Raw genomic sequence first — 25,507 nt, forward strand, 5'->3', positions numbered from 1 at the left:
GCCGTTCGGGTGCCCCACCACCCGCGTCCGCACGGCGCGCCGGGGCCCGGCCGGGGGCTCTCCGCCCCCGGCCGGGCCTTCCTCACCGTCCTCGCCCCAGGAGGAACACCACTGTGCGAGCCCTCTCGACATCCCCCTTGCGAACCTCCACCAGAGCGCTCCGCCCGGCGGCCGCCTGCTCGCCGTCGTCGGCACCTGAGTGGCTGTCAGGAGACTGAGTTCGCCGCCGTCCGGGACTCCGTGATGGATTACGGCCGCACGCCGTCGATCGCGATGGCCAACTGGCGGGGCCCGCGCAGTACGGCGTTCTGGCGGTAGGGCGGGGGGTCCTCCACGAGCCGTGGCCGCTCCAGTCGGCGGGCGAGTTCAACGAGGGCGATCTGGGCCTCCAGCCGGGCGAGCGGCGCGCCGAAGCAGCTGTGGATTCCGCTGCCGAGCCCGAGGTGCTGGATGTCCTTGCGGTCGGGATCGAAGCGGTCCGGGTCCTCGAAGCGCTGGGGGTCGCGGTTGCCGGCCGCCACGACCAGGCACAGCGGGGCACCCTTGGGAATGGCAACGCCGTGGACCTCGATGGCGGTGATCGGGGTGCGGTTGGGCAGCATCTGCACGGGCGGCTCGTACCGCAGCAGCTCCTCGACGATCGGCACCGCCAGGCGCGGGTCGTCGCGGAGCCGGTCGAGGACGTCCGGGTGGCGCAGCAGGGTGAGCATGCCGTTGCTGATGAGGTTGACCGTCGTCTCGTGGCCGGCGACGAGCAGCAGTGCGGCGGTGCTGAGCACCTCCATGCTGGTCATGGCGCCCTCGGGACCGTGGCCGGCGATGAGTTGGGAGAGCAGGTCGTCGCCGGGCGACTTGCGGCGGTCCTCGATCAAGCCGTTCAGGTACATGCCGAGCTGCACCCGGGCCTCCTGGGCGGCGCGGTCCCGCTCGGTGGTGTCCTGGCCGTGCTGCGGGTCGAGGCTGCTGACGACGGTGTCGGCCCAGCCGTGGAACTTGGCCTCGTCGTCGCGGGGGATTCCGAGGAGCCGGCAGATCACGGTGACCGGGAAGGGGTAGGAGAACCGGTCGACCAGATCGATGGTGTCGCCGTCCAGCCCGTTGATGAGGTCCGTGACAATGGTCCGCAGCTCGCCCTGCATGCCGTCGATGCGCCGGGGGCTGTGCGGAGGGCCGAAGGGGCGGTTGGTCATCGCCCGGAGCCGATCGTGCTCGGGCGGGTCGAGCTTCAGAAAGGTCGGCGGCAGGACCCCGTCGGCCTCCTCCTGCGAGAGTCCGGCGTCAGCGGGTGCCGCCCGGTTGTGGATGTCGGAGCTGATCCGCGGGTCGTGGAGGAGGCTGATGATGTCGTAGTGCGTGCTGACCACGTAGCTGCCCGTCTCGTCCCGGTGGACCGGATTCCTGCGCAGTTCCGCGTAGAGGGGGTACGGGTCGGCGCGGTTGGCGTAGTCGGTGATCTGCTGCATCAGCGAGGCGTGTGTCATGACGGGTCCTTGGGTGCGTGGGCGCCGGCCCGGGGGCATGGGGCTCGGGCCGGGTTCGGGCGGCGGACGGACCGGGCCCCGGCGATGGTCCGGGCTCCGGCCCGGCGGATGTGTCACGGCCGACGGATGCGTCACCGCCGGGCGGCGGTGAACGTGAGCCGCTGGTCGGCCGGGGAGTACCCGCTGACGGTGACCGTCGGGCCGTGCGTGGGCACCGACGGGTCGGGGAAGTCGGCCGGAACGGGGCTGCGTCCCTCGGGGCGCCGGTCCATGGTGGGGAACTCCGGCGGGAACGGCGCGGTCGACTCGATCAGCCGCTGGTAGAACTCCAGCCAGCGGGCGTGGTCGAAGGTGACCGCGCCGATGACCCGCCCCTGGTAACCGTAGACGGCGGTGAACCGGCGTTCGGCGAGCGACCCCTGGGCGACGAGGATCTCCGTGCCCATGGACGGCACGCCCACGGATTTGATGTTCACTCCGAACTGGGAGGACCAGAAGGCGGGAACCCACAGATGGGGGATGCGGTCCGGGCCGGTACTGATCATGTTGTGCGCGGCGACCTCGGCCTGGGTGACGGCGTTGCCCCAGTGCTCCAGGGACAGGAACTGGTAGCCGAACAGCGGGTGCGGGGACCGTGCCACGTCGCCGGCCACGAACACGTCGTCGGTGACGATGCCGCGGATGTCGAACGCCCGGCACCCGGCGTCGCAGGCGATGCCGCGGGGGCCGGCGCCCAGGCCCGAGCCGGCCAGCCACTCGGTGTTGCGGGTGGCGCCGAGCGAGACGACCACCACGTCCGCCTCGATCTCGGCGCCGTCGGACAGGCGGGCGGCCCGCACCCGCCCCGCCGCGTCGCCCTCCAGAGCCGTCACCATGACGCCGCAGCGCAGGTCGACCCCGTGGTCGCGGTGCATCTGCCCGGCCACCTCGCCGATCACCCCGCCGAGAGCGCCCACCAGGGGGGCGGTGCCGCGTTCGGCGACGGTCACGGGGATGTTCCGCTCCCGGCAGGCGGAGGCGATCTCCGAGCCCGTGAAACCCGCGCCGATCACGAGCACCCGGCGGGGGCCCGCCTCCAGCCGGCGGTTCAGGCGTGCCGCGTCATCGCGGGTGCGCAGGACGAACACGCCGTCGAGCGCGGCTTCGGCCTCGTGCGGCCACGGACGGGCCCGCACCCCGGTCGCGATCAGCAGCCGGTCGTACTCGACCTCGTCGCCGTCGGCGAGCTTCACCCGCCGGGCAGCCATGTCCAGGCCGGTGGCCGCGCAGCCGAGCCGCCAGTCGGCGTCCAGATCCCGGCGGCGGGGCAGTGCGGTCTCCTCGGCGGCCGCGTTGCCGAGCAGAACCTGTTTGGACAGCGGCGGCCGGTCGTACGGCTCGTGGGGCTCGTCGCCGATCAGGGTGAGGGAGCCGGTGAAGCCCGTCTCCCGCAGGGCCTCGGCCCCGCGCAGTCCGGCGAGGGACGCGCCGACGACCACGATGCGTCCCTCGCGCCTGAGCCAGTCGATGTAGCCGTCACCGCGCACCGGATCCTCCATCCCCAGCCCCTGCGGGAGCCGCGTCGTCCCGGTCGTCCAGGACGATCGCCTGGACGGGGCACGCCGCAACGGCGCGTTCCACCTTCTCCCGCTGGTCCGGGTCGGCGTGTGGGGTGTAGAGCAGGGCTTCGTCACCGTGCATGGTGAAGACATCCGGGGCGAGGAATGCGCACTGCGCGTATCCCTGGCAGCGGTTGAGGTCGACCAACAGCCTCATCGGGCTCCGCCTTTCGAGGGGGCACGTTCCATGCCAGCCTCCGGGAGGGCCGACGGTCGTGCGCGCCGGAGCCTCCGGAGGAGTGACGGGCCATGGCGAGGCGGCGCGCGGACCTTGCGGCAGGCCGCAGCGCGACCACGGACGGGAGCGCTCACGGCACCATCACGATCAGCACGGGCCCGGTGGCGAACGTCATCGTGCTGCCGTCGGGCAGGGTGAACGATGTGCCCGCGGCGGGGTCGGGTCGGCTCCAGCCGACGCTCCACACCTTGCCGTCGCGCAGTACCTGCGCCTGTCCGGAGCCGGTGCTCCGCGTGAACACCTCATTGTCGGGGTGCCCGGCATTGTGGTCGGTGAACATGCCGGGGACGATGCTGACGTGCTGGACGACGACGGTCGCTGTACCGGACCAGGCCGGGCGGCCGTCCACGACGATGTCGTACGTACTGCCGTTGAAGCGGACGCCGATGGACGCGGCGGGCAGGTGCCAGGTCATGGTGCCGAGCGCGCTGCCGCCGCCCGGCGCGGCGCCGAACACGAAGCCGGGAGAGCGGGCGGGCACGGACGGGAACCGGGCGAGGATCTGGTGCGGGTCGATGAAGGTGGGGTCCATGGCGCGGTGGGTGAAGGCCCCCGGGTCGGTCGACGGGGTGACGTTCTGCAGGTCGGCCTTGTCGAGGAGCGGAATGAGCCCGCTGATGGCACCGCTGTAGGCGAAGTCGAGGTGCCCGTACTGCTGGAGGAGCGGGATGTCGGTCTCCCGGGCGGAGCGCACGGGGCCGACCGAGGCGGGCAGGTGGTTGGCGTCGTACACCGCGAGGAACCGGGACTGGCCGCCCTCGACCTGGATCCAGTACACGATGTCGGCCTGCGCGAGTCCCTGGTGGATCGCCTGGACGTGCGCGCCGACATTGTCGATCTTCACGGCGAGGGTGTTGCCCGCCGTTCCGATGTTGTCGAGCGGGTTCGGCAGCTGCGCGGCCGGTGGCGCGGGCCGGCTCGGCACCGGTGCCACGGGCACCGACCCTGTGGGTCGTTGGGGTGCGGCGCTACCGCATCCCTGGACGGCGGCGAGCCCGATCGCGGCCCCGGCCGCCACGAGCGGCAGTCCGATCTTCACGTGGGTACGCAGGCCCGCCCACCGGGCTGCCGGTGCGCGGGCCGTGCCGCGGATGTTCACTGAAGCTCCCTTCCCTGCGCGGAAGAGGTCGCGTTCCCAGGTGCGGATCCGGTCGTGATCGGCGGCGGGCCCAACCCGGTACCCGGCGCGGGACCTGCGGGATGCGCGGCGCGGCATCGGCGGCGGCTGGCCGGAAGGAGGCGGAACGCGGCACCAGATCGCAACGGCGTGGTTGATGAGGCCGTGGGCCTGCTCGGCCACCCCGGGACTGGGAAGCAACGTGTTGACACTACTGAGGACGATCAGTCGGCCCTAGCCGGTTCCGGTGCGCTGGTCACACCGACGTTGCGCCTCGCCTCGCTCGGCGGCGGGCGGGCGGCACGATGCGGACCCGCTGCTCGGCGGGCGCCTTCTCGATGTCGTCGAGCTGCGCGACGATCGTGCCGCGCAGGTCGTCGTAATCCTCGAAGGAGTGGTCGTTGAACAGGGTGTAGCCCGTCCACATCAGGTTGGCGCACACCCGTGCCGGCACCCGGCCGGTCCGGGCGCCCATCCCGACCAGCGCCACCGACGTGATGCTGCCCGGCGCCTCGTCGTTCTTCCGGTGGATCGCCTGGAACGCGGCGGCGCACGCCAGGGCTACGTTCAGGGTCTCGCTGACGTTCTCCGAGGACGACTCCATCGTGGGCGTCGAGATCAGGAACTTCGGGTCGACCGCCCCGGACGGAACGCAGACCGCGCTGCCCACCGGGAGCCCGCCCGCGAACCGGTCGCGGATCGCCCGCTGCACACGCAGCTGGATCCCGGCTCCGAGGTGCCGCTTGATGACCGCGTCGACCCCACCGTCCATCCGGCCCCGGGAGTTGGTGGGGCTGACCCAGGCGTCGACCTTCTCGTCCAGAATCGAGCCCTCGTGGATCTCGATCTCGGGGGTGTCGGCGAACGCCGCTCGCCACGACTCCACCACGGCCGCGTTGAGGTCGGTCAACACCACTCTGAGCGGCGGCTGTACGCGGTTCACAGTCATGGTTCACTCCGTTCGAGACAGGTCCCTCTACTGGTCACGAAGCTACCGCGGCCCTCTGACAGAGCAGTCGCTGTCCGCAGCCGCCACGGACCGGCGGCTACGGCGCCTCCCTGCACCATGAGGGCCTGTCAGTGGGCTGACGTACTCTCATGATCGATCGAGGTCGGCACACGAGGGTCCACCGGTCACCTGCCTGGCGTCCCGAGTTCGTCGTCGCCGCTCCAGGGCTGTCACAAGGAATCGACCACCTCGCCGATCATCTCCCGCCGTTACTCACGGTTCGACTGTTCGGAGCCCTTCACCATGAACGATTCCAACGCCCCCACCACACCCGACCCGAATGACCCGCTGGCCCTCGCGGAACTGTTCAAGGGCGGTGGCGAACCGTGGCTCCCGCTGCTCAAGCCGGTCATCGAGGCGCAGCCGGGTGCGGCCGCGTTCATCGGCTCGGGCCGTGCCCCGGAGGTCGTCCCCGTCCGTGAGCTCACCTTCCAGGCGCTCAAGCCCCACGCACCGCACAAGTGGAAGGTGGTCATCTTCGGTCAGAACCCGTACCCGCGGCCGGAGAGCGCCACCGGCATCGCCATGTTCGACAACACCTTCCACGACTGGAAGGACAGCCAGTTCGGCCGGGTCGTCAGCATCCGCTGCATCATCAAGGCAGCGGCCATGTGGAAGTACGGCATTCCCAAGAAGACCCCGATCGCAGACATACGTGCGCTGTTGAAGAAGCAGGACACCGTCCAGCCGCCGGAATGGTTCCAGGCGATGCTCACACAGGGTGTGCTGCTACTGAACGCGGCACTCACCGCCGGCAGCGACGGGGCGACGGGGACCGACCGGCACACCGCGTTCTGGCGTCCGGTCACCGAGCGGATCGTCGAGGAGATCCTCAAGGCCAAGCAGAACGCGGACGAGGAGGACCGCGGGGTGGTCTTCGCCTGGTGGGGTGCGCACGCGCGCAACCTGAAGAAGGTCGTCCTCCAACTGCAGAAGAAGTACCCCGAGGTCGAGGTCCGGCACATCGACCACGCCAATCCCGCAGCGCAGGGCGACATCTTCTGCGACGGAGAGCACTTCGCCATGGTGAACGCGGCCCTCGCGTCGCTCGACGCCGATGAGATCGACTGGCTGCCGAGCAAGGGGTGGAACGAGCTCGCGGCGGAAACCGGCGGGACGGGCGGCGACGTCGCCGAACGCATGGGCGCGTTCATCGCGTCCACCATGGAGCTGCACCAGCTCTACCTCGATCGGCTCGCCGGCGTCAAGGACGAGGGGCTGGAACTCCCCGCGATCACCGGCGTGTTCGACACCCCGCCGATGGGCTTCCGCGACGCCGTCGGCCCGGTCGCCGAGCTGCTGTCCGGCCTGGAGCGGCACGTCGAAAGGTCGCACGAATTCGGCAAGCGGCGGGCGGACGAAGCGGTCGACGGGCTGTCCGCCGACGCGGTCGCCGCCCTCTATCTCTACACCTGCGAATCCGCGTTCTACCGGGAGATCAACGCCACCCTCCGTTCCCCGGACCGGTCCCGGCTCGTCCCGTACCTCCCGTATCTGCGGCTGCTCTTCTCGGCGGTGTCGCAGCTGCCCGCCCGCACGGAGCCGCTGTGGCGCGGGGTGCCGCTGGACCTGCGGGCCCAGTACCCGCTCGGCCGGACCGTGACCTGGTGGGGCGTCTCCTCGTGCACGTCCGAGCCCGGCGTGGCCCGGGGATTCCTCGGCAGCCGCGGCAAGCGGACGCTCTTCGAGGTGCACCCCGCCCGGGCGGTGGGCATCCGCCGCTTCTCCGCGTTCACCGGCGAGGAGGAGTTCATCCTCGTGCCGGGCACGCAGCTCAAGGTGACGGACGTCAGGACCGAGCGCGGCGGCCTGTGCACCGTGAGGCTGACGGAACTGCCGGAGCAGACCCTGGTGTCCTGACCAGCCGTTCCGTCCCCGGAGACGTACGACGCTCCGGGACGGCTCCGGGGCCGGCCCTGCACCCGCCCTCAGGCCTGCCCCGCCTTCGCGGGCGGATCGGCGTGGGGCGGGCCCCTTCGCCGGTACCGGCACCAAGCCCCGACGATCAGCCCCTGCACCCCCTGCCCGGGCGCCCGGGAGTGCCCGGGCAGGGGGCCGTCGATGCGCCGGGATCCGATGCCTTGTCACCCGTACAGCTCGTCAGGCTCGTCGTGGTGGGCGTTTGCCGTTGACGATCTCATCAAGAGCTGGACGCACCCGGAACGAGGACACCAAGATGACCCGATCGTTTCCCCGCCGACGCAAGACGACGGCCTACCGTGGCCTGGCGGTGGCGGCCATAGCCGTCGCGGGGCTGCTCCCGCTGGCAGCACCCGCGAACGCGGCTGCACCCGACCTGGTGACGGCGCACGGACACGACCATCGTCACGACCGCGGGGACGGTCACTGGCGCGGACACGCCCATGGCCACGCCCGCAGCGAGAGCCACCGGACGGATCACCGTGAGGATCACCGCCGGTCCGGCGACGTCAGCACCGACGTCAGCACCGACGAGGACTGTGCGCCGGAGGAGCTCAGCCCCGAACTCGTGGCCAAGCTCGACGCGGCCATCCGGCAGACGATGAGCCAGACGGGTGTTCCCGGTGTCTCCGTCGGGCTGTGGCTGCCGGGGAAGGGCCAGTACGTCCGCTCGTTCGGCGTCGCCGACAAGAAGACCGGCGCCCCCATGACCGACGACCTCTACATGCGGATCGGCAGCGAGACCAAGACCTTCACCGCCACCGCGGTGCTGGAGCTGGTCGACGACGGACTGGTCGGGCTCGACGACCCCATCTCGAAGTACGTGAGCGGCGTCCCGGACGGCGACAAGATCACCATTCGCGACCTTGCCGAGATGCGCAGCGGCCTGTTCCCGTACTCCTCGGACCCGGGCTTCGTCACCGCGCTGGAGTCGGACCCCACCAGGCCCTTCACTCCCCACGAGCTGCTCGCGTACGGGTACAAGCACCCCAACGTCGCCGCGCCGGGGACGCAGTTCCTGTACAACAACAGCAACTACATCCTGCTCGGCCTGGTCGTCGAGAAGGTGAGCGGCCGCCCGCTGGCCGACTTCATCCACGACCGGGTGACACAGCCGAGCGATCTTGAGCACACCGTGTTCCCCGCAGGCGCCGAGTTCCCGTCGCCGCACGCGCACGGCTACACCAACCAGACCCTCAACGGCGCGACGGTGGACGCCACGGACTGGAACCCGAGCTGGGGCTGGGCCGCCGGCGCGATGGTCTCCACCCTGTGGGATCTGAAGCACTGGGCCAAGGACGTCGCGACCGGCACGCTGCTCTCCTCCGCGACACAGGCGCAGCGCACCAAGTTCCTGCCCGCCGGTCTCCCCGGCGCGGGCTACGGGCTCGGCCTGTTCGACGTCCAGGGGTGGATCGGCCACAACGGCTCACTGCCCGGGTACGAGAGCCTCACCATCTACCTGCCCGAGCTGGACGCGACCCTCGTGGTGGTCCTCAACACCGACATCCTCACCCAGGGCATCGAGCCGAGCACCCTCTTCGGCCAGGCCATCACCAAGATCGTGACGCCGAACAACGTCTACTTCATCCCCGCGGTGAAGTAGACCGTCGCCTTCGCCGAGGATCGTGACCGGAGCTCCTGACCGGTCACGATCCGTTCGGGGGTGCGGGCCGCCCGGTCGGTGACCGGTCGTCACGCGGTGGCGCCAGGGGCCTCGGGCTCCTCCGTGGGGCGGATGTCAGGCGTTCTCGCGGGCGAAGGTCCGGGTGCCGACGGCGACGCAGACGGCGGCCAGGACGACCGAGACGAGCGTGCCCTCCAGCACGGCCGCGGTGGCGTAGTGGCCGGCGAACAGGTCGCGGATGGCCTCCACCACGTACCGCAGCGGGTTCAGCCGGGAGAGGACGTCCAGCCAGGTCGGGGCGAGGCTCATCGGCAGCAGGATGCCGGCCAGCAGCATGATCGGCAGGGCGGCCGAGGTGAGCAGCGGGGCGAACTGGTCTTCGGACTTGAGGGCCACGCCCAGGGCGAGCGAGAGCGAGGCCAGCGCGATGCCCAGCAGTACGACGAGGAGGACGGCGGCGAGGACGCCGAGGATGCCGGCCCGCAGGCCGAGCAGCACGCCGACCGCGACGATGATCACCGACTGGGTGAGCAGGATCGCGACCTCGCGCCCCACCCGCCCCATCAGCAGGGCGAAGCGGCTCACCGGGGTGACCCGCAGCCGCTCGATCACGCCGGAGCGGACGTCCGAGATGATGCCGAAGCCGCAGAATCCGGCGCCGAAGAGTGCCAGGTAGACCAGGACGCCGGGGACGAAGGTCTGCCAGGTGTCGCCGTCGCCGCTCAGGCCGCCGACCTTGGTCAGCAGCGGGCCGAACAGCAGGAGGTAGAGGACGGGTTGGACCAGGCCGAGGATGATCGTGATCTTGTTGCGGAAGGTGAAGCGGACCTGGTTGTCGAAGACGAGCAGGGTGTCGCGGAGTGTCTGCATGTCGGCCTCGGTTCAGACGGCGCCGGCGGCGGCAGCGGCGGGTTCCTCGGAGCGGCCGGTGAGGGTGAGGAAGACGTCGTCCAGGGTCGGACGGTCGACCTGCACGGACACCGGCTCGACCTGGCGTGCCTCCAGGGCGCGGAGCAGGTCGATCATGGTCCGGCTGCTGTGCTCGGTACGGAACCTGAGGGTGTCGCCGGTGGCGGTCAGCCCGTGGGTGCCGGCCAGCCCCTCGACCACGGACACGGCCTCCTGCACGCCGCCGGGCTCGACCTCGATGGTGACGGCGTCGCCCGCGACGCGCCGCTTGAGCTCCTCGGGGCTGTCCTCGACCAGGACGGTGCCGCTGTCCATGATGAGGATCCGGTCGCAGAGCGCGTCGGCCTCGTCCAGGTAGTGGGTGCTGAGGAAGACGGTGGCGCCGAGCTCGTCGCGCAGACGGCGGATGTGCTCCCACAGGTTGCTGCGGCTGGTCGGGTCGAGGCCGGTGCTGGGCTCGTCCAGGAAGATCAGCGGCGGGCGGTGGACCAGCCCGAGGGCGATGTCGAGCCGGCGCCGCTGGCCGCCGGAGAGGCTGCCGACGAGCCGCGTCGTCAGGTTCTCCAGGCCTAACCGGGCGGCGAGGGAACCGATCTGGTCCTGTGCCTCGGTCTTGGACATGCCGTACAGCCGGGCCTGGAGCATCAGCTCGTTGGCGACCAGTTCGGCCGGGTTGGCGCCACCGCCCTGGGCGACGTAGCCGATCCGGCGGCGCACGCCCCCCGGGTCGGCGAGCAGGTCGGCGCCGGCCACGGTGGCGGTGCCGGCGGTGGGCCGCAGCAGCGTGGTCAGCATGCGCAGGGTGGTGGTCTTCCCGGCGCCGTTCGGGCCGAGGAAGCCGACGATCTCGCCGGCGGCGACCGTGAAGTCGACGCCCCGCACCGCGTTCACCTCCCCGTGCGGCGCCTGGAACGTCCGGGCGAGCCCGTGGACTTCGATCATGTTCATGTGTGGACCTCCGCAGTCGGATCGTCGGTCACGCTGGTCACGTCGGTTCAGGTGGTCTCGTCGGCCTCGCAGGTCTCGCCGGCCGGGTCGGCCGCGCCCGGGGCGCCGTCGCGCCCGCCGGAGGCGTCCGCGACGGCCTGCTCGATGACCCGGTCGAGGTCGTCCTGCCAGGCGAGTTCGGCGTCCAGCTGGATCACCCGGCGCCGGAACATCGCCGCGTCGAGCGGGCCGATCGCGCCGGATTCGTACAGGGCCTCGCCCTCCGCCGCGATGCCGTCGCGCATCCCGCGGATCGCCTCGCGGCGGCGTTTGAGCAGGCCGAGCAGGGTCGGCGGATCGTCGGTCCGGGCGAACAGCAGCGCGACACCGAACGGGTCGGTGCCGTGATGGATCTCGGTGACGGCCTCCTCCCGGAGGCCGCGAAGCTCCATCTCGCCCTGGGCGGTGATGCGGTAGACGGTTCTTGCCGGCCGCCTGCCCACCTGCTCGGTGCGGACGGGCTCGACCTGACCGGTCTCGTCCATCGTCCGGAGCTCACGGTAGAGGGCGCCGACACTGACGCCGCCCCAGCTGCTGACGCTCGTCACCTCTGCGATGCGGCGGATCTCGTGGCCGTGCAGCGGACCGCTGCTCTGCAGCGTCCCGAGAACCATGAGTCGAGTTAGATTCACGGCTTTAGTATCGTGAGAGTAGTATCGCGAGTCAAGTTCATCTGACGGCATCGGAGGAGCAGTGGTGAGCCACACGGATCACGTCCCGGGCGGGGATGTCATCGAGATCGTCGGCGCCAGGACGCACAACCTGAAGGACGTCAACGTCACCTTTCCGAAGAACAAGATCGTCGCCTTCACCGGCGTGAGCGGCAGCGGCAAGACCTCCCTGGCCATCGACACCGTCCACGCGGAGGCCCAACTGCGGTACCTGAACGGCATCTCGCCGTTCTTCCGGCAGTTCATCTCGCCCAAGGACCGGCCCCAGGTGGACCGGATCAGCGGGCTCGGGGTCACCCTCGCGGTCGACCAGCGGCGGCTCAACCGCAGCCCCCGCTCGACCCTCGGCAGCATCAGCGGGCTGAACGACTACCTCGGGCTGCTCTTCGCCCGGATGCCCGCCCTCGGCCCGCTCGCCGTCGAGCACCCCGAGCTGCGCAACCTGACCAGCGCGTACTTCGACCGGTACAGCATGGAGGGCCGCTGCAAGCGGTGCGCCGGGATGGGCCACACCGAAAGCGCCGAACCGGACCGGATCATCACCCGGCCCGAGCTGCCGCTGTTCGGCGGCGCGGGCGAGTGGTTCGGGCGCACCAACTCCGGTGAGCACCTCGCGCTCCCGACCCTGGCCGCGCTGCACGGCGCCGACCTCGACCGGCCCTGGCGCGAGCTCCCCGAGTCCTTCCGGAACGCCGTGCTGCACGGCACGGACGGCGAGCCGGTCACCTTCAAGATCACCAGCCGGCACAAGAAGTCCGGCACCGAGACCGTGATCGAGCGCAGCGTCCCCCTGGTCGGCGCCGTCCGCGAGGTCACCCGGCTGCACGAGGCCTCCGGCACCGACACCGCGCGCGAGGCCTATGCCCGCTTCATGGTCCGGGTGGCGTGCCCCGCCTGCCACGGCACCGGCTTCGGCGAGACCGCCCGGACCCTCGAACTGGGCGGCCTCACCTACCCGGAGGTGATCAACCTGCCGGTGGAGGAGCTGCGCACCTGGGTGGACGGCATCGACGCCACCCTCACCCCGATGCAGCGGGAGGTCGCCGTCAACGTGCTGCCGGACTTCGCGCGCCGGGTCCGGCTCATGGTCGAACTCGGCCTCGGTCACCTCCAGGTGACCCGGACGGCCCCGTCGCTGTCCGGCGGCGAGCTCCAGCGGGCCCGGGTCACCGCGCAGCTGAACATGGACCTCAGCGGCATCATCTTCGTCCTGGACGAGCCGAGCGCCGGCCTGCACCCCGCGGACAAGCACCCGCTGCGCGAGATCCTGACCGACCTGCGCGACGCCGGCAACACGGTGCTGCTGGTCGAGCACGATCCCGAGCTCATCGCGCTCGCCGACTGGGTGGTGGACCTCGGCCCCGGCGGCGGCCGCCGGGGCGGCACCCTGGTCGCCTCGGTGCCGACGGCCGAGCTGAGCGGCCACTCGCACTCGGTCACCGGTGCCTACCTCGCCGGGCGCGGCCCGCGGGTGCACCGCCCCAAGCGGTTCGACCCGGCCGCCGCCGCCCGCCTGAGCCTGCTCGGCGTCGACGTGCACAACGTCCGGCTCGACCGCGTGGACATCCCGCTGAACACCCTGACCTGCATCACCGGTGTGAGCGGCAGTGGCAAGAGCAGCCTGCTGCACCAGGCGCTGGGCACCGGCCTGAACTCGGTGCTGCGCGGCGAGCGCCCGGCCGCCATGGCCGGCGTGGAGGGCGCCGGACGGCTCGGCTGGGTGACCGTCGTCGACCAGGACCCGATCGGCCGCACCCCCCGCTCCAACCCCGCCACGTACACCAAGGCCTTCGACACCATCCGCAAGCTGTTCGCGGCCACCCCGCGGGCCAAGGCACTGGGCCTGGGCGCCGGCGCCTTCTCCTTCAACTCCCCCGGTGGCCGCTGCGAGACCTGCACCGGCTACGGGCGGCGCCAGGTGGACCTGCACTTCATGCCCGACATGTGGGTCGAGTGCGACGTCTGCGAAGGCCGGCGGTTCACCCCCGAGGTGCTCAGCGTCACCTACCAGGGCAGGGCGGTGGACGAGATCCTCGCCCTGACCGTGGACGAGGCCGCCGAGTTCCTCACCCAGCCCGCGGGCCTGGCCGGCACGCTCCGGGCCATCCAGCGGGCCGGCCTGGGCTACCTCCAGCTCGGCCAGAGCGGCACCGAGCTGTCCGGCGGCGAGGCGCAGCGGCTGAAGCTGGCCAACGCGATCCTGCTCGGCACCACCAGTGGGCGCGGGCGCGGCCTGGTCCTGCTGGACGAGCCGGTCACCGGGCTGCACCCCTCGGACGTGCAGCGGATGGTGGACGCCTTCGACACGCTGCTGGCGAGCGGCAATTCGGTCGTGATCGCCGAGCACGACCTGCACGTCGCCGCCTGCGCCGACTGGATCATCGACATGGGCCCGGGTGCCGGCGACCGCGGCGGCCGGGTGGTCAACGAGGGCACGCCGGCCCGGATCGCCGCGGGGCCCGGGGTGACCGGCGAGTACCTGCGCCGGGTGCTCCCGGTCTGACCGCGGGCCGGGCGGGGCGGACCACCCTCGTCCAGCGCAGCTCAACCGTTTGTCGAGCCGCGTCCGGGACGATCCCGATCACAGGGATCGCCCCGGGCGCGGGGCGCTCCGGCTCGGGGCCACCGCCCGACCGGCCGGCGGGTCCGTGTCATCGACAGGATCCGCTCCGGGTGCGGCAGCCGGAGCTCTGCGGCGCCGTACGGCTCAGGGCTTTGCGCCGCCGTCCTCGAACGCCCTACGGCATGATGGTCGTGTGATCACCATCCATCTCAAGTACGAGATCGACGCCGACAAGCTCGCGGACTTCGAGGAGTACGGTCGCCGCTGGGTCCGGCTCGTCAATCGTTTCGGCGGGACGCACCACGGCTACTTCCTGCCGAGTGAGGGCGACAGTGACATCGCCTACGCCCTCTTCTCCTTTCCCAGCTTCGCCACGTACGAGCAGTACCGCACGGACAGCATGGCGGACCCGGAGTGCCAGGACGCATTCGAACTCGCCCGCAGCACCGGGTGCATCAAGCGGTACGAGCGCCGCTTCCTGCGGCCGCTCGACGGCGCGTCCTGACCGCCGGTCCGGCAGCGCGGCCCGGGCCGGCGGTCCCGGCGATCGGCTCGCCCGCCCTCAATTCTCGATTGGCGTCACAGCCCGCCTCACGGGCCCCATTCGGCGGGTGAGCTCGGATAGCGGCCGTTAACATGGCTGGTGCGGCGTCGGTGGTCGGCGTCGGAACCGCAGCGGAAATCCGCATCGGTGATAAGGAGTTGACGATGAGTCGTGGCTTCCATCTGAATCGGACGACCGATCCAGTGTCCGAGGCGGAGCGGTCCACCATTCTCGCTGCACCGGGCTTCGGGCGGTTCTTCACCGATCACATGGCCTCGGCCACCTGGACTCCGGCCGAGGGGTGGCACGACCGCAAGATCGGGCCGCTGGTGCCGTTCTCCATGCATCCGAGCGCCGCGGTGCTGCACTACGCGCAGGAGATCTTCGAGGGGCTGAAGGCGTACCGCCACGCGGACGGCAGCGTCTGGCTGTTCCGCCCGGAGGTCAACGCACGCCGCTTCGCCCGGTCCGCGAAGCGTCTCGCGCTCCCCGGGCTGCCGGAGGAGGACTTCCTCACCAGCGTCGAGGACTTGATCCGCGCGGACCAGTCGTGGGTGCCGGGCTCCGACGACGAGGGCAGCCTGTACCTGCGCCCGTACATGTTCGCCTCGGAGGCCTTCCTCGGTGTCCGGCCCGCGGAGCACGTGACCTACTCGGTGATCGCGAGCCCGGCGGGGCCCTACTTCGCCGGCGGCGTCACCGGCATCACCCTGTGGGTCAGCAGTGAGTACACGCGCGCGGGGCGGGGCGGCACGGGCGCGGCCAAGTGCGGCGGCAACTACGCGTCGAGCCTCGCCGCACAGATCGAGGCCCGGGAGCACGGCTGTGACCAGGTCATGTTCCTGGACGACACCGGCGGCGAGGGCGGTCTGGAGGAGTCCGGCACGATGAACCTGTGCCTGATCACCTCGGCCGGTGAGCTGGTGACTCCCCCGCTCGGCACGATTCTCGAAGGCGTGACCCGGGACTCGATCCTGGCTCTCGCCGGGGAGTTCGGTCTGACCCCCGTGCAGCGCCCCATCACCCTCGCCGAGCTGCGGGCCGGTGCCGCCGACGGCACGATCACCGAGACCTTCGCCGCGGGTACGGCGGCGGTGATCACCCCCATCGTGGCCTTCAAGGGTGACGGCTACGCGTTCACGATCGGCAGCGGCACCCCCGGCAAGCAGACCGTCGCCATCCGCGAGCACGTGCTGGACATCCAGTACGGGCGCGCGGCGGACACCCGCGGCTGGATGCGGCGGGTCGTCTGACGCGGGTGGCCGGGGCCGCTCCGTGAGGGAGCGTCACCGGCCCGCGCCGGAACCGCCCTGCGGTTCCGGCGCCGCCACGGGCGTCAGCGGCCGGGCCCGAGATCCTCGGGGAGGACGACCTCACGCTTGAGGATCTTGCCGGTCGGGCCCTTGGGGAGGCTGTCGACCGTCCAGACCAGCCGGGGGTACTTGTACGGGGCCACCCGGTCCCGGACGAAGGCCCGGAGGTCGTCCGGCGTGGCCCGCGCCCCGCTGCGCAGGACGACCGCGGCGGCCACCTCCTGGCCGTGGGTGGCGTGGGGCACACCGACCACCGTGGCCTCCGCGACCGCCGGGTGCTCGTACAGGACGTCCTCCACCTCGCGTGGGTAGACGTTGAAGCCGCCGCGGATGATGACGTCCTTGCTGCGGTCCACGATCCGGAAGTCGCCGCACTCGTCCCGGGTGCCGAGGTCGCCGCTGTGCAGCCAGCCGTCCCTGACGGTCTGCGCGGTCGCGTCCGGCCGGCGCCAGTAGCCCTTCATCACGTTGTGGCCCCGGATGACCACCTCGCCGACCGTGCCGTCGGGCACCTCCGTGCCGGACTCGTCGACGATGCGCATCTCGACGCCCTCGATCGGGACGCCGATCGTGCCGGCGACCCGCTCCCGGTCGATCCGGTTGGCGCAGGCCAGCGGAGAGGACTCGGACAGCCCGTACCCCTCCAGGACGACGCAGTCGAAGTTCGCCTCGAAGCCGCGCAGCACCTCCGGCGGCAGCGGGGAGCCGCCGCAGAGGCAGACGCGCAGGGACGAGACGTCGTAGCGGGCGCGCTGCGGGTGCGTCAGCATCAGGGTGTACATGGTCGGGACCCCGAGGAAGACGCTGACGGCGTCCCGCTGGACCACGTCCAGGGCGGCGACCGGGTCGAAGCGGGGCAGCAGCGTCAGGCAGGCCCCCACGGCCACCGCGCAGTTGAGTCCCATCACCTGCCCGAAGGAGTGGAACAGCGGCAGGCCGCCGAAGATCACGTCGTCCTCGTCGATGCCCAGGATCTGGATGCCCGCGCCGACGTTGCCCAGGATGTTCCGGTGGGTCAGCTCGGCGCCCTTGGGTGCGCCGGTGGTGCCGGAGGTGTAGAGGATCACCGCGGTGTCCTCGCCGCCGCGCCTGCCCGGCTCCGGCCCGTCGGCCGGCTGCTGCTCGGCCGGCTGCTGCGCGCGTAGCGTCGCCGCGAGGGAGAGCGGTTCGACGGTGACGCAGCGGGTGCCGGTACGTCGTGCGCCCTCGACCGCCTGGTCGGCGCCCTCGTGCCAGGTGAGCAGCAGCGCGGCCTCGGCGTCCGAGAGACAGTGCTCGATCTCCCGGGACTTCAGCAGCGGGTTCATCGGCACGACCACCGCCCCGGCGCGCAGGATGCCGTAGTACAGCACCGCGAAGGTGGGCGCGTTGGGGAGCAGCACGGCCACCCGGTCGCCGGCGCGGACGCCCAGCGAGGCCAGCCACCACGCGGTCCGGGCGCTGAGCGAGTCCAGGTCGGCGAAGGTCAGCAGCTCCTCGTGCAGGCGGACGACCGTCCGGTCCGGGCAGCGGGTGGCCGTGACTGTCAGCAGGTCTTCGATGCGGTGCGGGGACGGATCGGTGTCGGCGGGCATGGGGCACTCCTCGGTCGGGCTCTGACGGATCGCCGGAGCGGTGGGAGACCGGCCGCTCCGGGGGACGAGATCAACTCGCGCCGGCGCGGTGCGGCGACGCCACGGCCGCCGGCAGCTCCGCATCGACGGCATCGGCTGCATCAGCGGCATTGACGGCATTGACGGCACCAGCGGCATCCGCGGCGGTGCGGTGCATCCACCGGGCTATCCGCTCCACCAGTCCGCGGTTGTGCCGGATCCACCGGAAGTGGTCCAGTGGGCGGCCGTCCGCCTGCTCGGCCGTGTAGCTCCAGCGTTCCACCCGGGCCGAGGTCAGCTTGGCGCACAGATGGTCGACCGCTCGCGGTGGCGCCAGCTCGTCGTTCTGCACGTCCACGGCCAGGAGCGGCAGGTCGACCTCGGCCAGTGCCCGCTCGTAGTCGGCGACCGCGCCGCCCACGCGGTAGCGGCCGGTGCGCATCTGCCGCGCCCAGTCCCGCATCAGCCCGGCGGACTCGCGGCCGCCGAAGCCGAACCGCTCACCCGGCCAGTGACCGAGCACCGCCGAGGCGAGGACCGAGAACTGGCTCAGCACCAGCCATCGCGGGCCCCGCCACGGGCCGAAGGTCCGGTACCAGGCGGACCCGCTGGCGACCAGCACCGCCCCGGCCAGCCGGGGCCGGAACACGCCGCAGTGCACCATCCCCAGCTGCCCGCCCAGGCTGTGCCCGAGCAGGAGGCGCGGCGCCCGGGGGTAGGCCTCGGCCACCGCGTCGAGCACCGCCCCGATGTCCTGCTCCACGATCTCGCGGTACCCGAAGCGGACCCCGCGCTTCGGGGCGGGCCCGCTCTCGCCGTGGCCGCGCAGGTCGCAGGTGACCACGGTGAGTCCGGCGGCGTGCAGCGAACGCGCGAGCGGGGCGTAGTGCCGGGCGGCCATCCCCATCGCCGGGAGGACCACCACGACCGGTGCGGCCGGGTCGGTCCTGGCCAGCACCCGTACCGTGCACCGGGCCCCGTCCGGCGCGGTGATCTCGGCCAGCACCGGGAACCGGGGGCTCTTCACGGGTGCGCCTCCCCCGGGCCGGGGCCCGGCCGCCAGCCGATCACCCCGGCGCCCCAGGTGATCCCGGCCCCGAACGCGGCCAGGCCGAGCAGCCGCGCCTCGTCGAGCAGGCCCTCGTCGCGGGCATGGGCCAGGGCCAGCGGGATCGAGGCCGCCGAGGTGTTGGCGACCCGGTGGACGTTGAGGTAGAGCCGCTCCGGAGGCAGGCCCACCTCCTTGCCGACCGCGCGCACGATCCGGGCGTTGGCCTGGTGCGAGACGAAGAGGTCGATGTCCTCGCAGGTCAGACTGCGACGGGCGAGCACCTCGCGGGTCGCCGTGGCCATCTTCTCCACCGCGTGCACGAAGACCTCCCGGCCGTCCATCCGCAGCTTGCGCTCGTCGCGGTCCGCATAGAGTAGCGGGATCTGCTCACCGTCGGTGCCGAGTGAGAAGCAGGGAGTGGGCGCGCCCGGGACGTCGGCCACCACCACGGCGCCGGCGCCGTCGGCCAGCAGCACCGCGGTGCCGCGGTCCTCGGGGTCGGTGATCCGGGTCAGCGCGTCGGCGCCGCAGACCAGCACGGCCTCGGCCCGGCCGGTCTCGATCAGCGCGGCGGCGTGGTCCAGACCGTAGACGAACCCGGCGCACGCCGCGTGCAGGTCGAAGGCCGCGGCCTGCGGCATCCCGAGCCGGTGGGCGACCTCCACCGACACGCCTGGCGTCACCCGGTCGGGGGTGATGGTGGCGACCACGACATGGCGGATGCTCGCGGCGCCGTACCCGGAGGAGCGCAGCGCCTCGGCGGCGGCGGAGACCACCAGGTCCGCGAGTCTGCCGTCCGGCGCGAGGAAGCGGCGCTCCTCGATCCCGGTGCGCTTGGTGATCCACTCCGAGGAGGCGCCGATCCGGTCGAAGTAGGAGTTCGGGACGACCCGTTCGGGAAGCGCGGCGCCCACGCCGACGATGGCCGCCGTCATCGCCCGCCCTCCTCGGCGGCGGGGCTGCCGCCCGTACGGAGGGCCGCTTCCTCGGCGAACGCGGGGCCGGTGCCCATCCGGACGGCGTGCATCCCGCCGTCGGCGTGCAGGATCTCCCCGCTGACGGTGGCGGCCAGGTCGGAGAGCAGGAACAGCACCGGTCCGACCACCGCCCCGGGGTCGGTCCGGTCCCAGCCGAGCGGCGCTTCGGCCTCCCAGCGGCCGGCGATCCGGTCGAAGGTGCTGATGGCCTGCCCGGCCACGGTCTCCACCGGGCCGGCCGCGACCAGGTTGACCCGGATCCCCGACGGGCCCAGGTACATCGCGAGATAGCGGCAGACCGCGCCGAGGGCCGCCTTGCTGACGCCCATCCAGTCGTATCCGGCCCAGGCCCCCGACGCGTCGAAGTCCAGCCCGACGACGCTGCCGCGCCGGCCGTCCGCGCTGAGCAGCGGGGCCAGGGTGGTGGCCAGCGAGTGCAGCGAGACGGCGGCGGTCCGCAGGGCGAAGCCGGCGCTCTCCGCCGGCGTGGTCAGGAAGTTGCCGCTGAGCGCCTCCTGCGGGGCCGCGGCGACGGCGTGCAGCACACCGTCGACGCCGCTCCACCGCTCCCCGAGCTCCTTGGCGAGGCCGGCGAAGTCCTCGGGCCTGGTGACGTCCAGTTCCAGCACCTCGGGCGGCCGCGGCAGGCCGCTCGCCGCCATCTCGGTGATCCGCCGGGCTCGGCCGAAGCCGGTCAGCAGGATCTCCGCGCCCGCCTCCTGGAGCGCCCTGGCGGTGTGCCAGGCGATGGAGTCCTCGTTGAGCACTCCGGTGATCAGATAGCGGCGTCCTTGGAAGCCGAGCATCACTCGTGGCCTTTCTTCACTCAGGGCGCGGCCAGCACCAGCGCCGCGTTGTGCCCTCCGAAGCCGAAGGAGGTGGAGAGCCCGACCAGGCGCCGCCCGCCCGTCGGACCGGGCGCCGCGAGCGGCGTGGCGCGGCGGATCAGGTTCAGCCGGCCGAGCCGCTCGTCCGGTTCCCGCAGCCCGACGGTGGGCGGCGCGGTGGAGTGGCGCAGGGCCTGAAGGGTCGCGATGGCCTCCACGGCGCCGGCCGCGCCGAAGAGATGGCCGATGCTGGACTTGGTCGAGGAGATCGGTGTGCCCTCCACCCCGGGTCCGAGCGCCGATCGCAGTGCCTCGCACTCCAGTTGGTCGTTGAGGACGGTTCCGGTGCCGTGCGCGTTGATGTAGCCGACGTCCTCGGGAGCCACCCCGGCGCTCGCGAGGGCCCGGGTGACGGCCCGGGCGGCGGGGGCGCCGGTGGGATCCGGGGCCGTCAGGTGGTGCGCGTCGGAGGTGGCCCCGTAGCCGAGCACCTCGCCGAGCACGGTGGCGCCGCGAGCGGCGGCGCCGGCCGCCGTCTCCAGCACCAGGATCCCGGCGCCCTCGCCGATCAGGAACCCGTCCCGGTCGCGGTCGAACGGCACCGACTCACCGGTCGTCGACAGCGCGCCCGCCGTCCGGAACGCGGCCCGGACCAGCTCGGAGGTGGACGCCTCGGCGCCGCCGACCAGGACCGCGTCGGCCGCACCGGCGGCGAGCAGCATCGCCCCGGTCCCGATCGCCTGTGCCCCGCTGCTGCACGCCGAGGCCACGCAGAGCGCCTCGCCCTGGAATCCGAACCGCAGGGAGAGCTGGGAGGCCGCGGCATTGGCCATCATCGACGGCACCATGAGGGGCGAGACGAACTCCGCGCCCTGCTGCCGGAACACCTCGCCCTGTGCCTCGAAGCTCTCCGTCCCGCCGAGTGCGCAGCCGACGACGCAGGAGACGCGTTCGGCGGGATAGGGCAGCGGACCGTCCGTCCACCCGGCCTGGGCCAGGGCCTCGGCGGCGGCCACGAGCGCGAACTGGGCGAAGCGGTCGGTCCGGCGGACCTGCTGGCGCGACAGGTGGTCCGCGGCCCGGAAGGCCCGGCACAGGCCGAGGCCCCCGGACAGTCCGCTCTCCCCCGCCACCGCGCTCCGGTGCAGCAGGTCGGCGCCCACGCCGAGGGGGGTCACCGCGCCCACGCCCGTGACGACGACCCCAGGCCTCACTCCAGCCCGGCCTTCTGCCGGCACAGGGCGAGCACCTCGCCGACGGTGTACAGCTTGTCGAAGTCCTTGGGCTTCACCACGATGCCGAGCTGCTTGCGGATGGACTGGCTCAGCTCGACCATGTCGAGCGAGTCGACCTCCAGTTCGTCCAGCGCCGCGTCGTCGACGATGTCGGAGCGCTCCACGCCGAGTTCCACCAGGGCGTCGATGATGAAGTTGTCGATGGCGGTGCGGTCCAGTGTGTCGGACATGTCTCTCCTCGTCCGCGCGGTGGCGGTCATACGTGTGGGGGCGGGCGTGCGCTGCGGCGGCGTCGGCCGTCGGCCGTCGGCCGGATCACCCGGCCGGACCGGGCGGACGGATCAGACGGCCAGGCTGCCGGTCTTGGTGGAGTGGTACGGGGCCCAGTGCCACTGCCGCCAGTAGCTCTCGGCGATGTCCAGCCACTCCTCCAGGCGGGCGGCGCTGTCCAGGAAGCGCTGGCCGCTCACCACCAGCCAGCTGTAGACCGCCTGGCTGTCCCGGCAGCCACCGCAGTCGCCGGAGGTGCAGCAGAACTGCAGCGACTCGTAGTCGGCGCCCCAGACGTTGAAGCCGGGGATGACCGGGTTGCCGTTGGCGACGCGCTCGGCGTGCTCGGGGGCGTCGACGCTCAGGCTGGGGCAGACGTCGTAGCCGAAGCGGCCGCCCCAGTGCGTCCGGCCAGTCACCAGGGTCCGGATGAAGTACGGGTGGCTCACCACCGTCTCCGGATACCGCTCCTGGACCCGCAGCGCCGTGTCCAGCACCCGCTGCTCGTTGGCGATCTGGATCGGGTTCTCGCTGCCGTGCTCGCTGTAGAAGTTGAAGGTGACGATGTTCCCGTTGTCGGCGATCTTCCGCACGGTGGGCTCGATGTGCTCCACCCCGGCCTCGGACAGGGCGTAGATGAACAGCACCCGCGGGTCGTTGCGGTAGTGCGACAGCGCGGTGTCGAAGAGGCCGGTGAACGTCGAGCCGTTGACCCGGATCGCGCGCAGGTCGTCGTCGAGCGGGCCGCCGCCGAAGATGCTGACCGCGATGGCGATCTTCTCGAAGCCCTGCATCGGCATGGGCCGCAGGCCGTTGGTGGAGATGGTGATGTGGGGCAGCTGCTCGACGAACGCCTCGACCCGGCGCGGGACCAGCGTGGGCTCGCCGCCGATCAGCGTCGCCTGGTTCACTCCGTCATCGGCCAGCTTGCGGGCGAAGGCCCGGATCTTGTCCAGATCGGACAGTTCCTTCACCGCCGTGTCGAAGCCGCCCTCGAAGTACCAGCAGCCCTTGCAGCGGATGTTGCAGGTGTTGGTGAGGTGCACCTCGCAGGAGCGGACGCTGCGCCCCAGGCGGCGGAGCCGGTGCAGACGCTCGGCCAGATCCGGTCGGCCGGCGATGAGTTCGGCGGTGCGCGCCTTCGCCTCGCGGCGGCTCAGCGGGCGCTGTTCGATGGTGACGGGTGTTGCCATGGGAATGGGCTCCTTGGGGCTCGCGGGACGGGGCGGCTGCTACTCCGGGATCCGGAGCCCGAGGTTCTTGATACGCGGGGTCACCTTCTCGCGCCAGACGTCGCACGCCTGGCCGTTGGTGGTCTGCCGCAGTCCGAAGCGCACGGCCAGCCGGGCGCGCTCGGAACGCGGGCTGCCGAAGATCCGGATGAAGGTCGGCCACAGCCGGTCCAGGGCCTGCTGGAGCTGCTCGCGGCCGTCGTCGGTCGCGGCCAGGTTGCGGCACACCCTGGCGCCGTGCGCGATATGGACCTTCTCGTCGAGAATGATCGTGCGGACGGCGTCCGCCCATGGCCGGTAGCTGCTCTGCGCGAATTCGGAGATCATCACCATCGCGGTCTCCTCGCCGATATAGGAGAAGATCCCCCGCTCGGCCCAGGTGGTGCAGTTGTGGAACTCCTGGGCGCGGAAGAGGTTCCGCTCGGCCAGGGTCTGCGACTCCATATAGCCGGTGTCGACGCCGATCTCCGCGAGGACCCGCTTGCCGATCTTGTAGTGGTCGTACTCCTCGGCCGCGCGCTCCGCGCAGACCTGGCGCTCCTCCGCGTCGGGAGCCAGTGGCAGGAAGACCTGCACGTAGTCGTCACCGCCGGAGAGCTCCCCCTCGGTGTTGACCACCATTCCGCGGATCGCGATCTCGCGGTACTCCTCCGGCATCGCCAGGAATTCCTGGGGAGTCCGAACCACGACCGTCTCATCGTCCAGAATGGACATTCCCATGACAGCACCCCGTTTCACCAGCGTTTCCTGAGCACAGGCAAGCAAGCGGGAGACCGCCGATGTGACTCCAGGCATGTCGGCTCGGACCCGGGCATCCGACAGGACACCGGGAATCCGGAAAGAAGAAGGCCGCCCCCGCTTCGGACTGTAGGCGAAACGATTCGGCCCGAACAAGGTCTGGCCGAATCCCGAGACATCATTTCGGCCGTACGACTCACCGGACCGTCCGATTCCCCTTTCGGCGGGAAGGCCGCGACATGCACCGATCCCGAACGCATGGGGAAGGTGTGCCGGGTGACCACGCCACCCAGACTGGCCGGATCTGGCCGCGCCCGGCCTGACGACGGATCAGAGCTGGCCCAGATCGCCTGCCGCCACACCGGTGGACAGGCGGCCTTGCGCCGATACGCTTTGGCCGTGCGGACGAATCCCGGCCCCCTGTCGGAGCCCATGCTGACCACGGTTGCGAGGCCAGAAGAGATGCCCACCGAGTCGAGCACGGCGGTCGCCGCCGTCGACGTCCTGATGTGCCCCGGACAGCTCAATGAGCTGATCACGCAGCAGTTCCCGGACTACGCGGCCTGCCGCGTGGTCGACGTGGACGGGCACACGCTGACGATGGAGGTGGACGGCAGCGGCCTGCGCACCCGCCCGGGTGGCACCATCTCGGGCCCCGAGCAGGCCGGCCTGGCCGACCTCGCCGCCTTCCTCCTGATCAACGCCCGCCTCGGCCCGACCCTCATGGCGCTGACCAGCTCCATGCAGATCAGCTTCCTCAACCGCCCCCGGCCGGGAACGCTCCGCGTCCGGGCCAGGACGGCCAAGTTCGGGCGCCGCCTGTGCGTGATCCTGGCCGAACTCCTGGACCGCGACGATGTGCTGGTCGCCAGCGCGACGCTGACCTACGCCATCCCGTCGACCCCGCAGCGACGCCACCCCGCGTGACCTCGCCGCGCCCCCGGCCCCTGGGCCACGGACCGGCTCGGCGAGCGGGGACGAGACCTTCGGACGCCGTCCGGACAGGCCGGCGGCCGGCCGGGCACCAGGTGCCCGGCCGGCCGACCAGCTGCCAGAACGTCCGGAACGTCCCGGACCTTTGGGGTCCTCGACCTTTAGAACGTCTTCCAGTCGTTGTTGCCGGGGTTGTTGAGCGTCTGGATCCGCTCGCCGTCACTGTCGTCGAAGGTGTCGGTCGCGATCTTGAAGGAGCTCCCGTTGGGCTTGATGCCGTAGAGCACGACCTTCTCCTTGCTCTCGCCGGTGAGCTTCAGACCGACACAGTTCCCGGGGGTGGCGATCACCGTGGCCATGTTGCCCCGCTTCGGGAACACCGCGTACGAGGCGTAGCTGCCGTTCGAGCACAGCACGAAGTTCGCCCCGCCCGGGATCAGGCTGCCCCTGGTGTCGTCCCCGCCGGCCTTGGCGGCCTGACGGCCCGGCTGCGCGTCCGCGGCGTGCGCGGCGGCGGTGCCGGTGAGGCCGACGAGGCCGGCGGCCAGCAGCACGCCGGCCGTCCGGGCGACGCGGGTCGTGGTGGTGCGCATGTGCTCCTCCAGAGCTTTCACGGGCGCCGTGTGCGCCCTGCTCACCTCAACGGGCGTGCCACCGGCAGCGGTTCACCGGTCA

At 71.7% G+C, this 25,507-nt stretch carries 23 protein-coding genes; 6 read left to right on the plus strand and 17 right to left on the minus strand.

Translation table 11 applies throughout. The annotated features are described in order from the left end of the window. Positions 1 to 248: 248 nt before the first annotated feature. From ACIBH3_RS15655 to ACIBH3_RS15675, 5 genes are all read right to left on the minus strand, one after another. Positions 249 to 1,481: a cytochrome P450 gene (locus ACIBH3_RS15655; protein ID WP_396312494.1), complete on the minus strand. Its 1,233-nt coding sequence runs from the start codon at positions 1,479 to 1,481 to the stop codon at positions 249 to 251. 131 nt (positions 1,482 to 1,612) lie between these two features. Then, positions 1,613 to 3,019, minus strand: a complete 1,407-nt coding sequence (locus tag ACIBH3_RS15660) for an NAD(P)/FAD-dependent oxidoreductase (protein ID WP_396312495.1) — start codon at positions 3,017 to 3,019, stop codon at positions 1,613 to 1,615. After that, positions 2,997 to 3,236, minus strand: coding sequence for a ferredoxin (locus ACIBH3_RS15665; protein WP_396312496.1), 240 nt, complete (start codon positions 3,234 to 3,236; stop codon positions 2,997 to 2,999). The genes ACIBH3_RS15660 and ACIBH3_RS15665 overlap by 23 nt, the downstream gene beginning before the upstream one ends. 151 nt (positions 3,237 to 3,387) lie before the next feature. Beyond that, complete coding sequence (locus ACIBH3_RS15670) at positions 3,388 to 4,416, minus strand: DUF3048 domain-containing protein (RefSeq protein WP_396312497.1); 1,029 nt, start codon at positions 4,414 to 4,416, stop codon at positions 3,388 to 3,390. Positions 4,417 to 4,690: 274 nt separating this feature from the next. Next, a complete protein-coding gene (locus ACIBH3_RS15675; RefSeq protein WP_396312498.1) occupies positions 4,691 to 5,383 on the minus strand; it encodes a macro domain-containing protein in 693 nt (230 codons plus the stop codon). Between the two features lie 303 nt (positions 5,384 to 5,686). Here ACIBH3_RS15675 and ACIBH3_RS15680 point away from each other — a divergent pair, with 303 nt between their 5' ends. Continuing rightward, the gene (locus ACIBH3_RS15680) at positions 5,687 to 7,303 is read left to right on the plus strand and encodes an ADP-ribosyltransferase domain-containing protein (RefSeq protein WP_396312499.1); all 1,617 of its coding nucleotides are present in this window, start codon (positions 5,687 to 5,689) and stop codon (positions 7,301 to 7,303) included. Between the two features lie 316 nt (positions 7,304 to 7,619). Further along, complete coding sequence (locus ACIBH3_RS15685) at positions 7,620 to 8,969, plus strand: serine hydrolase domain-containing protein (protein ID WP_396312500.1); 1,350 nt, start codon at positions 7,620 to 7,622, stop codon at positions 8,967 to 8,969. A gap of 135 nt (positions 8,970 to 9,104) precedes the next feature. Here ACIBH3_RS15685 and ACIBH3_RS15690 read toward each other — a convergent pair whose 3' ends face one another. The 3 genes from ACIBH3_RS15690 to ACIBH3_RS15700 are packed head-to-tail and all read right to left on the minus strand — an operon-like array spanning position 9,105 to position 11,500. Continuing rightward, positions 9,105 to 9,860 carry an ABC transporter permease gene (locus ACIBH3_RS15690; RefSeq protein ID WP_396312501.1) on the minus strand — a complete coding sequence of 252 codons (756 nt, stop codon included), beginning with the start codon at positions 9,858 to 9,860 and terminating at the stop codon, positions 9,105 to 9,107. A gap of 12 nt (positions 9,861 to 9,872) precedes the next feature. Then, a complete protein-coding gene (locus ACIBH3_RS15695) occupies positions 9,873 to 10,847 on the minus strand; it encodes an ATP-binding cassette domain-containing protein (RefSeq protein ID WP_396312502.1) in 975 nt (324 codons plus the stop codon). A 47-nt stretch (positions 10,848 to 10,894) separates the two neighbouring features. After that, positions 10,895 to 11,500 carry a PadR family transcriptional regulator gene (locus tag ACIBH3_RS15700; RefSeq protein ID WP_396312503.1) on the minus strand — a complete coding sequence of 202 codons (606 nt, stop codon included), beginning with the start codon at positions 11,498 to 11,500 and terminating at the stop codon, positions 10,895 to 10,897. Between the two features lie 82 nt (positions 11,501 to 11,582). On the opposite strand from ACIBH3_RS15700, the gene ACIBH3_RS15705 reads away from it, so the two are divergent. The 3 genes from ACIBH3_RS15705 to ACIBH3_RS15715 all read left to right on the plus strand — a co-directional run bounded on the left by ACIBH3_RS15705 (position 11,583) and on the right by ACIBH3_RS15715 (position 15,917). Continuing rightward, positions 11,583 to 14,060: an excinuclease ABC subunit UvrA gene (locus ACIBH3_RS15705; RefSeq protein ID WP_396312504.1), complete on the plus strand. Its 2,478-nt coding sequence runs from the start codon at positions 11,583 to 11,585 to the stop codon at positions 14,058 to 14,060. A gap of 253 nt (positions 14,061 to 14,313) precedes the next feature. Continuing rightward, positions 14,314 to 14,625 (plus strand): NIPSNAP family protein, encoded by a 312-nt coding sequence (locus ACIBH3_RS15710; RefSeq protein WP_396312505.1) that lies wholly within the window; start codon positions 14,314 to 14,316, stop codon positions 14,623 to 14,625. 203 nt (positions 14,626 to 14,828) lie between these two features. After that, the gene (locus ACIBH3_RS15715; protein ID WP_396312538.1) at positions 14,829 to 15,917 is read left to right on the plus strand and encodes a branched-chain amino acid aminotransferase; all 1,089 of its coding nucleotides are present in this window, start codon (positions 14,829 to 14,831) and stop codon (positions 15,915 to 15,917) included. Positions 15,918 to 16,000: 83 nt separating this feature from the next. Here the strand turns inward: ACIBH3_RS15715 and ACIBH3_RS15720 are convergent, their stop codons facing one another. The 8 genes from ACIBH3_RS15720 to ACIBH3_RS15755 form a co-directional block, all read right to left on the minus strand. Next, positions 16,001 to 17,551 carry a long-chain fatty acid--CoA ligase gene (locus ACIBH3_RS15720; RefSeq protein ID WP_396312506.1) on the minus strand — a complete coding sequence of 517 codons (1,551 nt, stop codon included), beginning with the start codon at positions 17,549 to 17,551 and terminating at the stop codon, positions 16,001 to 16,003. A gap of 70 nt (positions 17,552 to 17,621) precedes the next feature. Continuing rightward, positions 17,622 to 18,596 (minus strand): alpha/beta fold hydrolase, encoded by a 975-nt coding sequence (locus ACIBH3_RS15725; protein ID WP_396312507.1) that lies wholly within the window; start codon positions 18,594 to 18,596, stop codon positions 17,622 to 17,624. Then, positions 18,593 to 19,555: a 3-oxoacyl-ACP synthase III family protein gene (locus ACIBH3_RS15730; protein WP_396312508.1), complete on the minus strand. Its 963-nt coding sequence runs from the start codon at positions 19,553 to 19,555 to the stop codon at positions 18,593 to 18,595. The genes ACIBH3_RS15725 and ACIBH3_RS15730 overlap by 4 nt, the downstream gene beginning before the upstream one ends. Then, on the minus strand, positions 19,552 to 20,403 hold the full coding sequence (gene fabI, locus ACIBH3_RS15735; protein ID WP_396312509.1) for an enoyl-ACP reductase FabI: 852 nt from the start codon (positions 20,401 to 20,403) through the stop codon (positions 19,552 to 19,554). Before fabI ends, ACIBH3_RS15730 begins: the two co-directional genes overlap by 4 nt. Before the next feature lie 20 nt (positions 20,404 to 20,423). Continuing rightward, positions 20,424 to 21,611, minus strand: a complete 1,188-nt coding sequence (locus ACIBH3_RS15740) for a beta-ketoacyl-[acyl-carrier-protein] synthase family protein (RefSeq protein ID WP_396312510.1) — start codon at positions 21,609 to 21,611, stop codon at positions 20,424 to 20,426. A gap of 23 nt (positions 21,612 to 21,634) precedes the next feature. Continuing rightward, a complete protein-coding gene (locus ACIBH3_RS15745; RefSeq protein ID WP_396312511.1) occupies positions 21,635 to 21,889 on the minus strand; it encodes an acyl carrier protein in 255 nt (84 codons plus the stop codon). 111 nt (positions 21,890 to 22,000) lie between these two features. Continuing rightward, the gene (locus tag ACIBH3_RS15750) at positions 22,001 to 23,122 is read right to left on the minus strand and encodes a radical SAM protein (protein WP_396312512.1); all 1,122 of its coding nucleotides are present in this window, start codon (positions 23,120 to 23,122) and stop codon (positions 22,001 to 22,003) included. A 39-nt stretch (positions 23,123 to 23,161) separates the two neighbouring features. Next, positions 23,162 to 23,881 carry a Phenylacetic acid catabolic protein gene (locus ACIBH3_RS15755; RefSeq protein WP_396312513.1) on the minus strand — a complete coding sequence of 240 codons (720 nt, stop codon included), beginning with the start codon at positions 23,879 to 23,881 and terminating at the stop codon, positions 23,162 to 23,164. 480 nt (positions 23,882 to 24,361) lie between these two features. Between ACIBH3_RS15755 and ACIBH3_RS15760 the strand changes: the two genes are divergently transcribed. Then, complete coding sequence (locus tag ACIBH3_RS15760; RefSeq protein ID WP_396312514.1) at positions 24,362 to 24,826, plus strand: PaaI family thioesterase; 465 nt, start codon at positions 24,362 to 24,364, stop codon at positions 24,824 to 24,826. Between the two features lie 167 nt (positions 24,827 to 24,993). On the opposite strand, the gene ACIBH3_RS15765 is transcribed toward ACIBH3_RS15760, so the two are convergent. Further along, positions 24,994 to 25,425 (minus strand): hypothetical protein, encoded by a 432-nt coding sequence (locus ACIBH3_RS15765; protein WP_396312515.1) that lies wholly within the window; start codon positions 25,423 to 25,425, stop codon positions 24,994 to 24,996. Positions 25,426 to 25,507 lie beyond the last annotated feature (82 nt).

This window comes from Kitasatospora sp. NPDC050543 (genome assembly GCF_044457565.1).
Lineage (GTDB): Bacteria > Actinomycetota > Actinomycetes > Streptomycetales > Streptomycetaceae > Kitasatospora.